At 74.1% G+C, this 15,158-nt stretch carries 12 protein-coding genes; 10 read left to right on the top strand and 2 right to left on the bottom strand.

Features of this window, described 5'->3' with window-relative positions; translation table 11 throughout:
• The first annotated feature begins 106 nt into the window (after positions 1-106).
• The 10 genes from DDQ41_RS25705 (at position 107) to DDQ41_RS25750 (ending at position 9,786) form a co-directional block, all read left to right on the top strand.
• A complete protein-coding gene (locus DDQ41_RS25705) occupies positions 107-409 on the top strand; it encodes a DUF427 domain-containing protein (RefSeq protein WP_109296584.1) in 303 nt (100 codons plus the stop codon).
• Between the two features lie 405 nt (positions 410-814).
• A complete protein-coding gene (locus tag DDQ41_RS25710) occupies positions 815-1,390 on the top strand; it encodes a MauE/DoxX family redox-associated membrane protein (protein ID WP_262508572.1) in 576 nt (191 codons plus the stop codon).
• Between the two features lie 10 nt (positions 1,391-1,400).
• Positions 1,401-2,975: a radical SAM protein gene (locus DDQ41_RS25715; protein WP_109296585.1), complete on the top strand. Its 1,575-nt coding sequence runs from the start codon at positions 1,401-1,403 to the stop codon at positions 2,973-2,975.
• Positions 2,972-3,763, top strand: coding sequence for a class I SAM-dependent methyltransferase (locus tag DDQ41_RS25720; protein WP_109296586.1), 792 nt, complete (start codon positions 2,972-2,974; stop codon positions 3,761-3,763). The genes DDQ41_RS25715 and DDQ41_RS25720 overlap by 4 nt, the downstream gene beginning before the upstream one ends.
• Positions 3,764-4,134: 371 nt before the next feature.
• Positions 4,135-4,623 (top strand): hypothetical protein, encoded by a 489-nt coding sequence (locus tag DDQ41_RS25725; protein ID WP_109296587.1) that lies wholly within the window; start codon positions 4,135-4,137, stop codon positions 4,621-4,623.
• Between the two features lie 191 nt (positions 4,624-4,814).
• Entirely contained in the window at positions 4,815-5,537 is a 723-nt protein-coding gene (locus DDQ41_RS25730) for a Crp/Fnr family transcriptional regulator (RefSeq protein ID WP_262508573.1), read from the top strand.
• A gap of 248 nt (positions 5,538-5,785) precedes the next feature.
• Positions 5,786-6,367 (top strand): redoxin domain-containing protein, encoded by a 582-nt coding sequence (locus tag DDQ41_RS25735; protein ID WP_109296589.1) that lies wholly within the window; start codon positions 5,786-5,788, stop codon positions 6,365-6,367.
• A gap of 6 nt (positions 6,368-6,373) precedes the next feature.
• Positions 6,374-7,267, top strand: coding sequence for a cytochrome c biogenesis CcdA family protein (locus DDQ41_RS25740; protein WP_109296590.1), 894 nt, complete (start codon positions 6,374-6,376; stop codon positions 7,265-7,267).
• Between the two features lie 510 nt (positions 7,268-7,777).
• The gene (locus DDQ41_RS25745; protein ID WP_245990636.1) at positions 7,778-8,050 is read left to right on the top strand and encodes an alpha-amylase; all 273 of its coding nucleotides are present in this window, start codon (positions 7,778-7,780) and stop codon (positions 8,048-8,050) included.
• 986 nt (positions 8,051-9,036) lie between these two features.
• Positions 9,037-9,786, top strand: coding sequence for an aldehyde dehydrogenase family protein (locus DDQ41_RS25750; protein WP_109296592.1), 750 nt, complete (start codon positions 9,037-9,039; stop codon positions 9,784-9,786).
• A 370-nt stretch (positions 9,787-10,156) separates the two neighbouring features.
• Here DDQ41_RS25750 and DDQ41_RS25755 read toward each other — a convergent pair whose 3' ends face one another.
• On the bottom strand, positions 10,157-12,232 hold the full coding sequence (locus tag DDQ41_RS25755; RefSeq protein ID WP_109296593.1) for a SpoIIE family protein phosphatase: 2,076 nt from the start codon (positions 12,230-12,232) through the stop codon (positions 10,157-10,159).
• A 129-nt stretch (positions 12,233-12,361) separates the two neighbouring features.
• Positions 12,362-14,836 carry a SpoIIE family protein phosphatase gene (locus tag DDQ41_RS25760; protein WP_109296594.1) on the bottom strand — a complete coding sequence of 825 codons (2,475 nt, stop codon included), beginning with the start codon at positions 14,834-14,836 and terminating at the stop codon, positions 12,362-12,364.
• Positions 14,837-15,158: the final 322 nt, after the last annotated feature.

Consider the following 15,158-nt stretch of genomic DNA (forward strand, 5'->3'; position numbering starts at 1 on the left):
GCACGGTGAGCGTCGTCACGGAACCCTGACGTCGGCCAGGCATAGCGTGGGACGCAGCAGAGGACACCGGGGACGTCCCGGTCGGCGCACGACGAGGAGCATGCCCATGCTGCGTGCCATCTGGAACGGCACCGTGATCGCGGAAGCGGAGCGCACGGTGGTCGTCGAAGGCAACCACTACTTCCCGCCCCAGGCGTTGCACCGCGAGTACTTCACCGAGAGCCGCTCCCGGTCGCTGTGCTTCTGGAAGGGACTCGCCCGCTACTACACCGTCACCGTCGACGGGCGGACCATGCCGGACGCGGCCTGGTACTACCCGCGCCCCAGCCCGCTCGCCCGCCGGATCAAGGGCCATGTCGCGTTCGGACGGGGCGTGCGGGTCGAGGGTGAGCCGGGACCGGCGGCGTAGGCGGCCGCTCGCGCTCTCCCGCGGCGTAGTCTGCCGCGACCCGCTGTCCGTGACGGCCGGCACCCGCCGGCTCCCTTCCCGCGGCGACCGGCACCCGCCGGCTGTCCGCTGTGCCACCTCCAGCGCCCCTCCCTCCCGCCGCCCCTCCCTGTGGTGACCCGCTGTGCGCGGCGTCGCCCGTCAGGCCCCGTCAGGCCCCACCGGGGTCCGCCGGGGTCCACCGGGGTCCGCCGGGGTCCGCCGGGGTCCGCCGGGCTCCGCCGGGGTCCGCCGGGCTCCGCCCGGGTCCGGCGGACCCGCTGCCCACCCCGCTGCGCACACGTCCGGGGGATCCCCGTGCCGGGGTTCCGCTTCGGTGAGCGCGCTTACAGATATCGGCGGCACCGTCGGCATAGCGTTCTAGGCATGGTGTTGCGGCTCGTGCTGGGCGCGCTGTTCGTCGCGATGGCGGCCGGGCAGCTCGCGTCCCTTCGGCAGATGCCCGGGATCCTGGCCGGGTACGGACTGGTCGCCGGATCTGCGGCGGCCGTGCTCGCCGTGGCACTGATCGTCGGCGAGCTGGTGTGCGGGGTGTGGTTTCTCGCCCGCCCGCGCTCCCGAGCGCTCGTGCCGGTGCTGGTGTTCACCGGCGTCGCCGTGGTCTGGGCCCTGCTGGCCGCGCAGGCGTTCGCGCGCGGGCTCACGGTGGCGAACTGCGGCTGCTTCGGCGTCTATCTCGTCCAGCGCCTGAGCTGGTTCGTCCTCGTCCAGGACGCGCTGCTGCTGCTCTACGCCGGTGTGCTGCTCCGCACGGCCCTGGGCACCCCGCCCCCGACCGCCGCACGGCCCCCGACCGCCGGACGACCCGCGGCGGCCCCCGGCGGTGGTTCCGGGTCTGGTCCTGGTTCCGGGTCTGGTTCCGGGTCTGGTCCTGGTCCTGGTCCTGGTCCTGGTTCCGGGTCCGGCGCCGGGGCGCCCGACCGTCAAGACCGTTCCGAGTGAGGAGTTGGCCATGCCCGAGCCGTCCCGAGCCCCCGCGCCCCGGCGCAAGGCGGACCGCGACGAGGTGTTCGTGGAGTTCACCAAGTCGATCTGCCCCGTGTGCAAGACGCCCGTCGACGCACAGGTCAACATCCGCGAGAGCAAGGTCTATCTGCGCAAGCGGTGCCGCGACCACGGCGAGTTCGAGGCCCTGGTCTACGGTGACGCGGAGGAGTACCTGACCTCGGCGCGGTACAACAAGCCCGGTACGATCCCGCTGGCCTTCCAGACCGAGGTCAGGGACGGCTGCCCGCTCGACTGCGGGTTGTGCCCGGACCACAAGCAGCACGCCTGCCTCGGCATCATCGAGGTCAACACCGGCTGCAATCTGGACTGTCCGATCTGCTTCGCCGACTCCGGGCACCACGGCGACGGCTACTCCATCACCCGCGAGCAGTGCGAGCGGATGCTCGACGTCTTCGTGGAGTCGGAGGGCGAGGCGGAGGTGGTGATGTTCTCCGGCGGAGAACCCACCATCCACAAGCACATCCTCGACTTCATCGACCTCGCCCAGGCACGCCCCATCGCGTGCGTCAACCTCAACACCAACGGCATCCGCCTCGCCACCGACCGGGACTTCGCCGCCCGGCTCGGCGAACGCAACCGGACCCCGGGCCGGTCGGTGAACGTCTACCTCCAGTTCGACGGCTTCGACGAGCGCACCCATCGGGAGATCCGGGGCCGCGACCTGCGCTCGTTCAAGCGGCGGGCCCTGGACAACTGCGCCGAGGCCGGTCTCACCGTCACCCTCGTCGCCGCCGTCGAGCGCGGTCTGAACGAGCACGAACTCGGGGCCGTCATCGAGTACGGCATCGACCACCCCGCGGTGCGCTCCGTGGCCTTCCAACCGGTCACCCACTCCGGCCGGCACGTGGAGTTCGACCCGCTGAACCGGCTCACCAACCCCGACGTCATCCGGCTGATCACCGAGCAGCGCCCGGACTGGTTCCGCAAGGGCGACTTCTTCCCCGTCCCCTGCTGCTTCCCCACCTGCCGCTCCATCACCTATCTGCTGGTCGACGGCGAACCGGGCGACCGGACCGTCGTGCCGATCCCGAGACTGCTCGACGTGGAGGACCACCTCGACTACGTCGCCAACCGCGTCATGCCCGACACCGGTATCCGCGAGGCGCTGGAGAAGCTGTGGTCGGCCTCCGCGTTCATGGGCACGGCGACGACCGAGGAGAAACTGCGGGCCACCGCCGAGGCACTGGACTGCGCGGACGGCTGCGGCATCGACCTGCCCCAGGCGGTGAAGCAGCTCGACGACAAGGCCTTCATGATCGTCGTGCAGGACTTCCAGGACCCCTACACCCTCAACGTCAAGCAGCTGATGAAGTGCTGCGTCGAGGAGATCACCCCCGACGGGCGCCTCATCCCCTTCTGCGCGTACAACTCCGTCGGCTACCGCGAGCAGGTGCGCGCCCAGATGTCCGGGGTGCCCGTCGCCCAGGTCGTCCCCAACGCCCTGCCGCTCGCCCCCCGGCTCACCACGACCCCGTACGGCTCGAAGACCGTCCGCACCGTCGCCCGGGAGCAGCCGTGAACAGCGACGAGATCAAGAGCTGCTGCGCCGACGCCTACTCCAGGGACGTCGTCGCCCTGCTGCTCGGCGACTCCTACCACCCCGGCGGCACCGCCCTGACCCGCCGCCTCGCCGACGTGCTGGGGCTCGCCCGCGACGGCCGCGTGCTCGACGTGGCCTCCGGCCGGGGAACCACCGCGCTGCTGCTCGCCGGCGTCTACGGCGTGCGCGTGGACGGCGTCGACTACTCCGCCGCCAACACCGCCCTCGCCCAGGGGGCGGCCCAGGCCGCCGGACTCGCGGAGCGGGCCGGGTTCGTCACCGGCGACGCCGAGCACCTGCCCTACGACGACGGCGTGTTCGACGCGGTGGTGTGCGAGTGCGCCCTGTGCACCTTCCCCGACAAGGCGCGGGCGGCCGCCGAGTTCGCCCGGGTGCTGCGCCCGGGCGGACGCGTCGGCATCACCGACGTCACCGCGGCCCCGGACCGGCTCCCGCCCGAACTCAGGAGCGCCGGCGCCCGGGTCGCCTGTGTCGCCGACGCCCGCCCGCTGACCGAGTACGCGGCCGTCCTGGCCGGCGCCGGCCTGCGTACCGTCACCACCGAGCGCCACGACGCCGCCATGCTCCGGATGATCGACCAGATCGAGGCCCGGCTGAACCTGCTGCGCATGACCTCGCCCGCCAGGCTCGCGGACGCCGGCGTGGATCCGGGCGCGGCCCCCGCCGTCCTGGGGGCGGCGCGCGCCGCCGTGGCCCGCGGCGCTCTCGGCTACGCCCTGCTGACAGCCGTGAAGCCGGTCTCGTGAAGCCTGCCGGTCCCGTGGTGCCGGTCTCGTGAAACGGGTTCCGTGGGGTCTGTCCCGTGGTGCCGGTCCCGTGAAACGGGTTAAGTGGTGCCGGCCGGTTCCGTGAAGCCTGCCGGTCCCGTGGTGCCGGTCTCGTGGTGCCGGTCTCGTGGAGCCGGTCTCGTGGAGCCGGTCCCGTGAAACGGGCTCCGTGGAGCCTGCCGGTCCCGTGGAGCCTGCCGGTCCCGTGGTGCCGGCCGGGCCCGTTGAGCCGGCCCGGCGCGCAGATCTACCACCGGGTACGTAAGCGGCCTCACATACCCGCCGCGGGTGCCGCCCCTAGCGTGGATCGCCAGAGACACACACCACTCCCACATGAGGGGGCGCTCACCATGGCAGCCACAATGCACGTATCCCCGAGCACGGCCGTCATCCCGGTACACGCGGTCTGGGGAGCCGCGGCCGGTCTGGTCGGCGGGGTCGGGATGGGCATCTGGATGTCGGTGTCGAGGCCGATGGCGGACACCGCGATGATCACCATGGTCGCCGGGCTCCTCGGCTCGACCAACGCCTTCGTCGGCTGGATCGTGCACCTGGCCATCGCGCTCTTCGCCGGTGGGGTGTTCGGCGTACTGGCCGGGCAGTACGCCCAGCGCCTCGCCGCCGGTGCCGCTCTCGGTCTGGCCTACGGCGTGCTGTGGTGGTTCGTCGGCGCGCTGTGGATCATGCCCGCCAACATGGGCATGCCGGTCTTCGAGTGGAACGCCGTCACCGCGTCCAGCTTCGGCGCCCATCTGGTGTTCGGGCTGCTCGCCGGTCTGACCTACGCCGCGATCGCCCAGACCGCGAACCACCGGGACCAGGGCCCGGCCGTCCGATGACCCCTGCACCGCCGCCCGCGCCCGCCCCCCGCCCCGATGGCCCACGGCCGGGCGCCGCGCCGCGTCGGTCACGAGACGACGGCATCGCGGTGTCCTACTGTCTGGCCGACAGCGCCGACGCGCTGGCCGGCCCGGCGTGGGGCGCCGCGCCCCCGCCCTGGGCCCCGGGACGACGGGAGGAGACGCACACGATGACCCACGCCTACACGGACAGCGACGGGGGCGGGCAGGGGACGTGGTGCATGGCCGAGGTGGACATCTTCTGCGACCTGTCGGAGCAGGAGATGGCGGCCATCGCGGAGGCGGCGCCGATGAAGACCTACGGCGCGGGTGAGATCCTCCACTCGCCGGACCAGCCCAGCGAGGTGCTGTTCATCCTCAAGAAGGGCCGGGTGCGGGTCTTCCGGGTCTCCGCCGACGGACGGGCGCTGACCACGGCGATCATCACCCCGGGCACGATCTTCGGGGAGATGGTCCTGCTCGGGCAGCACATGTACGACAACTACGCCGAGGCCCTGGACGACGTCATCGTCTGCGTGATGAGCCGCGCCGACGTGAACCGTCTGCTGCTGTCCGACGCCCGTATCGCGGCCCGTATCACCGCGATCCTGGGACGCCGGCTGGCCGAGCTGGAGCAGCGCCTGTCCGACAGCGTCTTCAAGACCGTCGCCCAGCGCATCGCCACCACCCTGGGCACCCTCACCGCCGCCCAGCCCCCCGCCGGTCCGCTGCGTCCCGTCGGGCGCCATCCGCAGATCGCGCTCACCCACGAGCAGATCGCCGCCCTGGCGGGGACCTCCCGCGAAACCTGCACCAAGGTGCTCCACGACTACGCGGACCAGGGGATGATCCGCCTTGCCCGGGGGCGTATCACCGTCATCGACGCCGCCCGGCTCAGGGACGCCGGGGGCTGACATCCGCCGGCCGCCGCCGTGGTGGACCGTTGCCGGATTCGGCCGCCGCCTTGCCGCCGCCTTGTCGGCGCCGGGTCGCCGCCGGGCCGTCACCGGATTCGGCCGTCACCGGATTCGGCCGCCGCCGGAGTCGCCCGTCACCGCGGCGGCACGTCACCGAACCGTAAGGACCCTACTCCGCACCCGGCGGCCCGGTGGGATCTACAGTCACACCGGAACCGAGCCGAGTACCCCGACAGGAGTCCGCCATGCGCGCCCGCACCCTCCTCCCCGCCGCCCTGGCCGCCACGCTGCTGACGCTCGCCGGATGCGGCGCAGAAGGCGGCTCCGGCCCGGACGGCGACACCGGGGAGGCATCGTCGGCGGCGCCGTCAGCGGCCCCGCCCGCCGCGTCGGACGGCGGTGACACCGGCGGCGCCGAGGTGCCCGAGGCGCTGAGGTTCACCGGCACCACCGTGGACGGGGAGCCGTTCGACGCGAAGACGCTCGCGGGCAAGCCGACCGTGCTGTGGTTCTGGGCCCCCTGGTGCCCCAAGTGCAAGGCGCAGGCGGCCGAGACGGCCAGGGTCGCCGCCGAGTACGGGGACAGGGCCAACGTGGTCGGCGTGGCGGGCCTGGACCGGACCGCCGCCATGAAGGACTTCGTCGCGGACACCGAGACGGGCGGCTTCACCCACCTGTCGGACGAGGCCGGCGACGTGTGGAAGCGGTTCGACGTCACCGAGCAGAGCCGCTACGTCATCCTCGACGAGAACGGCGGCACCGTCTACGAAGGCGTCCTGCCCGGCGGCGAGGGACTGGCCGAGAAGGTCGCCGGACTCGCCGGCTGAGCCCCGATGTCCGATCTGCCTCTCGCCCTCGCACTCACCGCGGGCATGCTCGCCGCGGTCAACCCCTGCGGCTTCGCCCTGCTCCCCGCCTATCTGTCCCTCCTCGTCCTCGGCGACGACACCCCCAGCCGCACCGTCGCCGTCGGCCGTGCGCTGACCGCGACCGCCGCCATGACCGCCGGATTCGCGGCACTCTTCGGGATCTTCGGTCTGGCCGTGCAGCCCGTAGCGGGCCAGGTGCAAGGGCACCTGCCCTGGTTCACCATCGTCTTCGGGCTTCTCATGGCGGGCGCAGGGGGGTGGCTGCTCGCTGGCCGCCGGCTGCCCTCCCCGGCGCCGAAGGTCCGCCGGGCGCCCGGTCTCACCCGCTCCGTCCCGTCCATGGCGCTGTTCGGGATGGCGTACGCGGCAGCCTCCCTCGGCTGCACCATCGCCCCGTTCCTGGCGATCGTGGTGTCCGCCGTCCGCAGCGGGTCCACCGGCGAGGGAATCGCACTCTTCGTCGCCTACGCCGCCGGCATGGGCCTGATCGTCGGAGCCGCCTCCCTCACCGTCGCCCTCACCCGCACCACCGCCGTGACGCGGCTGCGCCGTCTCGGTGCCGCCGCCCCCCGCCTCGGCGGCGCGCTGCTCCTGCTCGTGGGCGCGTACGTGGCGTACTACGGCTGGTACGAGATCCGGGTGCAGGGGGACCCCGCCACCCGGGATCCGGTCATCGACGCCGCGGGCGCCGTCCAGCGCACCATCGCCGACGGCCTGGACACCGTGGGACCCGCAGGGATCGCCGCCCTGTTCGCGGCCCTGCTGGTCACGGCGGTGGCGCTGGTCCGACTGCGGCGGACCCGGCGCCCGCGGGCCCGGGAAGCCGTCGCCCCGCCCGCGGCCGACCGCTCCCGCTGAGGCCCGGCCGCGGCGGGGGCGGGCCCGGGGCGGACCGGTGACGAGACCGGTGCCGCCCCGGCCGCACTCCAACTCCACATGCTGCTGACGGACCGTGAGCCGGTATGCGGTGCAGGGTGGCTCCGGGGCGGTCCGGGGCGGTCCGGGCTTGTCGCGCCCCGTCCCGCGTGCCGTCGCCTCGCGTCTCGCATGCCGTCGCATGCCGTCGCGTCCCGTTCCGCCCGGCCATTCCCGGCCATTCCCGGCCGGTGGGGTGCTGGGTGGGCCGGTGCGGGGCGGAATGGAACGCTACTGGTCCGTGGGGCGGTTGACCGGCGTGCGGCGGGGCGGGTTCGCCGGGGTGACGGCGCCGGGGGACCTATTCGAACAGTTCATGAACTGAAAACAACGGGCTGACTGAAACCCCTCCATCCTGCACGCTCCTGGGAGCAGACTGTCTCCGTGCATTCAACTTCTGAATTAGGAGTCTCGATGTGGCGGATATCTGCTTCAGTAGTCGGTGCAGCGGTCATGGCAGTGCTGACCACGGCCGGTGCGGCCGCGGCGGCACCGGCGGCCGGGGAAGGCGAGTCGGCTCCCGGGTGCGTCCAGTACGCGGCGACCTGGCGCTACACCCATGTCACCAACGCCTGTGACACCGCGTACCGGTTGACGGTGGAGTACACCGACGGCACCGCAGTGCCCTGTCGCGACGCACAGCCGGGTGCGACGGTCACCTTCCCCGGGTACGGACCCGGCGGCAACGGCGTCCTGCGGGTCCGGCTGTGCCAGCCACCCCGGTGATCCACGCCCCGCGCGGGACTCGCGGCGGCTGACCGGCCGCCCCTCGCACCCGGCAGGCCGTTCCCCGGCGGCAGACCTGCCCGTCGGGGACCGGACCCCGGGAGGGCCGAGGGCGCCGACCGCTTTGACGAGCGGGTGCCCACCGGCGGCCTCACGGCGCGGGAGGCGGCCGCGGTGCGGGCGGCGGCCTCCGGGTCGCCGGTCTCCGTCGAAACGCGGTGGGTGCTGGGACCGGTGGTGGGACCGGTGGTGGAAGTGTCGGCGGGAGTGCCGGCGGGAGCGGGCGCCGCCCGGCCGGGTGGGAGAAGCCCGCGGCCGGCGCCCTGACGGACGGGCGGCATACCGGGCGCCCGCTGACGGCCGGCCGGATTCCGGGAGCGGTCGCAGGGACGGGAGCGACAGTACGGTCCGGATCGCCCCGACGGCCGGACCGGCGCGGATCGCCCCGACGGCCGGACCGGCGCGGATCGCCCCGACGGCCGGAGCCGCGCGGATCGCCCCGACGGCCGGACCGGTCCCGATCGGCGTGCGACGGGAGCCCGGGACCGGGGCGCGGCGTGCGACGGGAGCCCGGACCCGGCACGTCGCGGGCTCGCGTTGCGCGCCTCCCCCAGGGGCGGCAACATGGTCGGACGGCCCACGGCCAGGGCCCCGCCGGTGAACCGGCGGTGACCGCCGGAAACCCCCGGCGTGCAGGCGATGCGGCGATTCCTCCAGATCAGCCGGACATCCCCGGACCGGCTGAGCGGGCGCCTCTGGCGCCATGGAAGTCCGAGCGACTCCACCACGAGACCGATCAGCGTTCTTGCACGAGACGGATCTGCCACTCGGGTACACCGGCGGCGTCGCGGAGGCGGCCGACGCGGACCGTGGTGCGGCACGTCGCGCCCGGCGCCGTCCGGTACGGCGGCCATGTCGGACCGGCACTGCACCGAACGACGACGTGTCCGTTCACTCATCGCTCCGGACGAAGCTGGGAGTGAGCCATGACCACTGGGACCGCGTTGCACTGGATCGACGGCACCTGGGTCGGCGGACCGGGAGGCCGGGACGGAGCCGCAGCCCGTCCGGCGCCGGGGGAGCAGGGGGCGGACGGGCGCGAGATGGCGGCACGGGCGCTCGCGGCGGCCCGGCGGGCCTTCGGCGAGACCCGCTGGAAGGACGACCGGCACCTGCGCGCCAGGACCCTGCACGAGATGGCCGACCTGTTCGCCACCCGCCGCGGGCAGCTCGCCGACGCACTGGCCCAGGTGGACGGCAACAGGCGGCGCGCGCGCTTCGAGGCGGAGACGGTGCCGTCGCGGCTGCGGTACTTCGCCTCGCTCGTACGCACCGAGCACGGCCGCGCCCTCGAAGCCGCCCCGGGGCAGGGCTCCCTCGTCCTGCGGCGCCCCCGCGGGGTGGTGGGAATCGTCGTGCCGCGCCGGTCCCCGGTCGTCCTGCTCGTCTGCTCCCTGGCCCCGGCCCTGGCGGCCGGCACGACGAGCGTGGTGCGGATGCCGGGGCAGACGGCCCGCGTCAACGCCCTGGTCTTCGGGATCTTCTCGGAGACCGAGTCGCTGCCGCGCGGCGTCGTGAACGGCTTCACGGAGGACGACGGGGCGGGCGCGCGGTATCTGGTCGCCGCCGCCGATGTGCCGTGCGCCCCCGACGGGGCCGCCCGGGAAGCGTCGGCGATGGACGACTTCGTCGAGTGCGAGCGGGTGACGATCACCCCGGGGACCATCCAGCGATAGCGCCCCCTCATGGCCCGCCGGTCGCCGGTCGCCAGCCGCCAGCCGCCAGCCGCCGGTCGCCGGCCTCCGGTCGCCGCGCCCGCCGCCGGTGCCGCTCGGTCCACCCGAAGCGCTCCGCGCCCGGGCGCGGACAGGCGGCCGGCTTCCGGGAGCTGAAGGGCCGTTCGCCGCGGCGGGCCTACGGGGACGTCGTCGCGCAGCCGCAGCCGCAGCCGCAGCCGCAGTTCGGCGGATCGGGGGGATCGGCGGATCGGCGTGATCGACGGGATCGGCGGCCGGCCCCGGACCGCTCGCGGTCGTCGGCAGCCTCACTCCCGCACGCGTGCGATGAGCAGCCCTGACGGACTTGTCCTCGGCTGCCCCGGCCGGCTCACTCCCGCACGCGTGCGATGAGCAGTGCCACGTCGTCCTCCACCGTCCCCCGCCGCAGGGCGCGCAGCAGCCGGTCGCAGGTCTCCTCCAGCCCCGCGGCCGGCCCCGCCATCAGGGTGAGCAGCACATGCAGCCGGGCGTCGATGTCCTCGTCGCGGGTCTCCACCAGGCCGTCGGTGTAGAGGACGAGCGTGTCCCCGGGGCGCAGGGCGAAGCAGACCGAGCGGAACTCCACTCCGCCGACGCCCAGCGGCACCCCGGTCGGCAGGTCGAGCAGCACCGGCGCCTCACCGGGCCGCAGCAGCACCGGCGGCAGATGCCCGGCCGTGGAGACGCACAGCCGGCCCCGGTGCGGGTCGTACAGCGCGTACAGGCACGTCGCGATGTACGGCTCCAGCCCGGCGGTGATCGAGTCCAGGTGCCGCAGCACCTCCTCGGGCCCCAGACCCAGCGAGGCGAGGGTCTGGGTCGCGGTGCGCAGCCGCCCCATCGCCGTCGCCGCGTTGATCCCGCTGCCCATCACATCCCCCACCACCAGCGCGGTCTTGCCGTCGCCGAGGGGGAGGATGTCGAACCAGTCGCCGCCGACCTCGCTGACCGCCCCCGCGGGCTGGTACCGGGAGGCCACCTCCAGCCCCACCAGGTTGGGCGGGTGCCGCGGCAGCAGACTGCGCTGGAGGGCCAGCGCCGCGTCGCGCTGCTGCTGGTACCAGCGGGCGTTGTCGATGCACACCGCCGCCCGGCTCGCCAGCTCCCCGGCCAGCAGCACGTCGTCGGCGTCGAACGGCACCGGGTTGCGGAACCGCTTGAGGTCGAGCGCACCCAGCACCACCCCGCGGGCGATCAGCGGCACCGCCAGGTACGAGTGCACCCCCGCCGCCGCCAGCAGCACCGACGCGGCCGCGTCCCGCGCGATCCGCGGCAGGTCCCCGCCGGCCACACGCGGCACCACGATCGGCTCACCCGTCCGCACGCACCGGGTGACCAGCCGGTCGGCGTCGTAGCAGGTGAGTTCGCCCGGCGGGTCGGCCGCCTGCACCGCGACGGTCGGGTGCGCCGCCGACACGGCGAGCGCGCGGAACACCGCCGTGCCGTCGGCCGGCACCGACTCGCGCCGCCCCTCGACCGCCGAGTCGAGCACGTCCACGGCGGCGATGTCGGCGAGTTCCGGCACGGCCACGTCGGCCAGTTCCCGGGCGGTCTCCCACAGATCCAGGGTGGTGCCGATCCGCATCGACGCGTCGGCGACCAGGGCGAGCCGGTGCCGGGCCCGTTCCGCCTCCCTGGCGGCATGGTGCCGGTCCGTCACGTCCACCACGGACAGCGCGACGCCGAGGATCCGGCCGCGGGCGTCCTCCAGCCGGTAGAGGGACACCGACCAGGCGTGCTCGGTGTCCTGGTCGGACGGTGTGCGCCCCAGCACCTGGCGGTCCACCATGGGCGTGCCGGTCTCCAGCACCCGGCGCATGGCCGCCTCGAGCCGGACGGCGTCCAGGAACGGCAGGGTCTCGCTCACCCGGCGGCGCACATGCTGCTCCGCCGGAAGCCCGCTGACTGCCGCCAGCGCCGGGTTGACCGTCACACAGCGCAGATCGGGGTCGAGCACGGCGAGGCCGATCGGCGACTGGTCCACCAGCCGTACCGACAGCGCCAGGTCGCGCTCCACCTGGCGCAGGGCCTCCTGACTGGTGGACAGCCCCAGGGCGTAGAAGCCGCCGTGCCGGTCCTGGAGCCGCATGTTGCGGAACTCCAGCAGCCGGACCGCGCCGTCCTTGTGCCTGACGGGGAACACCCCGGCCCAGTTCTCGCCGCTCTCCATCACGCTGGAGAAGAGGTCGAAGACGGTCCCGAAGTGCTCCTCCTCGACCAGCAGCCGCAGCGCGTACTGCCCGAGCGCCTCCTGAGCGGTGTAGCCCAGCAGCTCCTCGGCCTGACGGCCCCACAGGGCGATCCGCCCCTCCGCGTCCAGTACCACCGGCGCCAGTCCGAGGACGTCGAGCAGCCCGCCGGGCGGTGCGGGGCCGGCCTCCACGCTCGGTACCGGGTCACCGGGGAACGCTTCGGTGCCACCCATCCGCAGCCGCTCCTCCCGCCACCGTCACAGGGCTTTTGCGCAGGTCATGACCGCCCCGCCGGAAACCTGGGCGCTTGCGCTCTCCATCGTCCCCCCGCGTCCGGATCCGTGCAGCCCCGGACCCACCGGTCAGCCCGGCAGCTCCTGCTCGGTCCAGACGGTCTTGCCCTCACGCGCGTGGCGGGTCCCCCACCTCGACGTCAGTTGGGCCACGAGCAGCAGCCCGCGGCCGCCCTCGTCGGTGCTGCGGGCCCGCCGCAGATGCGGCGAGGTGCTGCTGGGGTCGGAGACCTCGCAGATCAGCCGGTGCAGACGGATCAGCCGCAGGGTCACCGGGCCGCCCGCGTAGCGGTAGGCGTTGGTGACGAGCTCGCTCACCACCAGCTCCGTCGTGAAGGCCATCTCCTCCAGACCCCACTCGGTCAGCTTCCCGGCGGTCAGCGCCCTGGCCCGGGCCGGGGCGGTCGGCTCGGCGGGCAGCACCCAGGTCGCGACCTGCTCGGGCGCCAGGGTGCGGGTCCTGGCCAGCAGCAGCGCCACGTCGTCGGCGGGCCGCGCGGGCAGCAGCGTGTCCACCACCGACCGGGCCATGTCCTCCAGCGGCCGGACCGGGCCGCCGAGGGCCTCCGACAGCCGGTCGAGACCGGCCTCGATGTCGTGCGCGTCGCCCTCGACCAGCCCGTTGGTGTAGAGGGCGAGCACGCTGTTCTCCGGCAGCTCCAGCTCCTCGGACTCGAACGGCAGCCCACCGAGGCCCAGCGGGGGCCCGGCCGGCAGGTCGGGCAGGCTCACCCGGCCCTCCGGCGTGACGAGCGCGGGCGGCGGGTGGCCCGCGCGGGCCACGGAGCAGATCCGCGACACCGGGTCGTACACGGCGTACAGGCAGGTGGCGCCCACCACCTGCTCGCCGGGACCGTCGTCGTCGCCCTGCTCCTGCTCACCGGCCAGCCGCGTCACCAGGTCGTCCAGGTGGGACAGCACCTCGTCAGGTTCCAGGTCCAGATCGGCCAGGGTGTGCACCGCCGTCCGCAGCCTTCCCATCGTCGCCGCGGCGTTGATGCCGTGTCCGACGACGTCGCCGACGACCAGCGCCACCCGGGCCCCGGAGAGCGGGATCACGTCGAACCAGTCGCCCCCGACCCCCGCGGAGCCGCCCGCCGGCAGATACCGGTGCGCCACCCGCACCGCCGGCTGCGAGGGCACCTCGCGCGGCAGCAGACGGCGCTGCAGAGCGAGCGCCGTCCGGTGCTCCTGGGTGTACCGGCGGGCGTTGTCGATGGCGACCCCGGCCCGGGCCGCGAACTCGTTCGCCAACGTCAGGTCGTCCTCTTCGAACGGCTCCGGGACGGCGTACCGCCACAGGCACACGAGTCCCAGCACCAGGCCCCGGGCGGTCAGCGGTACGACCATCAGCGAATGGACGCCCAGCGCTCGCGCCCGCCCGGCCCGCTCGGGGTCCAGACCCAGCTCCGCGCCGTCCCCGTCCAGGCGGGCCACCAGCACCGGGCGCCTGGTCACCAGGGCCCGGGCCTGCGGTGAGTCCGCGGGGAAGGACCTGAGCGTTCCCACCGGGTACATCACCCGCTCCGGAAACGGCGCGACCGACTTGAACGCGGCCCGCCGCAGGGGGTCGCCGCGCTCCGGGAGCAGCGCCTCGCCGAGCCCGACCGCCGGCAGGAGGTCGACCGTCACACAGTCGGCGATACCGGGCACGGCGACGTCCACCAGCTCCTGCGCCGTGGCCTCCACGTCCAGCGTGGTGCCGATGCGCTCGCTCGCCTCGTTCAGCATCGCCAGCCGGCGGCGTGCCCGGTGCCGGTCGGTGACGTCCTCCACCAGCTGGGTCACCCCGAGCGTGCGGCCGGCCGAGTCCTCCATACGGAACGCCGACACCGCGACGTAGCGCTCGGCACCGGGATCGGCGAGCAGCCGGCACGACTGCTCCGTGAAGATCATCGGCCTCCCGGTCTCCAGGACCTCGCTGAGCCGGGACTCGATCGTCTCGGCGTCCGCGGCCACCAGGAAGTCACCGATGCGCCGTCCCCGGGCCTGGTCGGAGGTGATGCCGCCGATGTGCGCTATCGGCCGGTTGACCCGCAGGATCGCCAGCTCCGGGTCGTGCACCGACAGGCCGATGGGGGAGCGGCGGAACAGCCCCTCCATGACCGACCGGTCGATCTCCCACCGGGCGACCTCCTCCGCCGGCGCGCCCAGCAGCAGCCACTCGTCCGTCTGGTCCGCCTGGTCCGCCCGGTCCGTTCGGCCCGCCCGTGCCACCCGTGCCACCCGTGCCACCCGTGCGGCCCGGACACCGAAACGGGACCTTCGGCCCTCCCGGTCGAGGACCGGCAGCACCCCGAACCAGCTTCCGTCCCGCACACAGCCCGCCGCGGCCTCCCGTACGAGGTCGCGGTCGCGGACGGCGACGAGGAAGTCCTCCGCGCAGCGGCCGAGGGCCTGCTCGTCGGTGAATCCCAGGAGTTCGCGCGCACGCTCGCTCCAGCCGACCACCGATCCCCGCCCGTCCAGTACGACGGAGAGGGCCCGCCCCAGCGAGAACGGGTCCTCCGGGCTCTCACCGATCAGGGTCACGGATCCGGTCATCACTCCCATGCTCCACCGGCTCCGATGGTTGCGCACGCCCCGTGGCCCGTCCGGCACCGCCTCACCGGGCGGTTCCCGGTACGGCACCCGCGGGCACGCCGCGGCGGACCGGCGCGGGCGCGACGCGGGCGGGGCCTCGGCGAGGTGCTCCCGCATGCGGCCTCGACCGCAGCGGCGCACCCCGGAGCCCTGGCGGCCGCCCGCCCGTGCAGTGTGCTCCCCGGCAGCCACCGCTGCCAACGGGTGTGCACGCACTCGTCCTCCACCGGGGGTGGGCGCGAGGCATTCGTCCTCTCCGGGACGTGTCGGGGCGCACTCGTCC

This window comes from Streptomyces spongiicola (assembly GCF_003122365.1).
GTDB classification, from domain to species: domain Bacteria; phylum Actinomycetota; class Actinomycetes; order Streptomycetales; family Streptomycetaceae; genus Streptomyces; species Streptomyces spongiicola.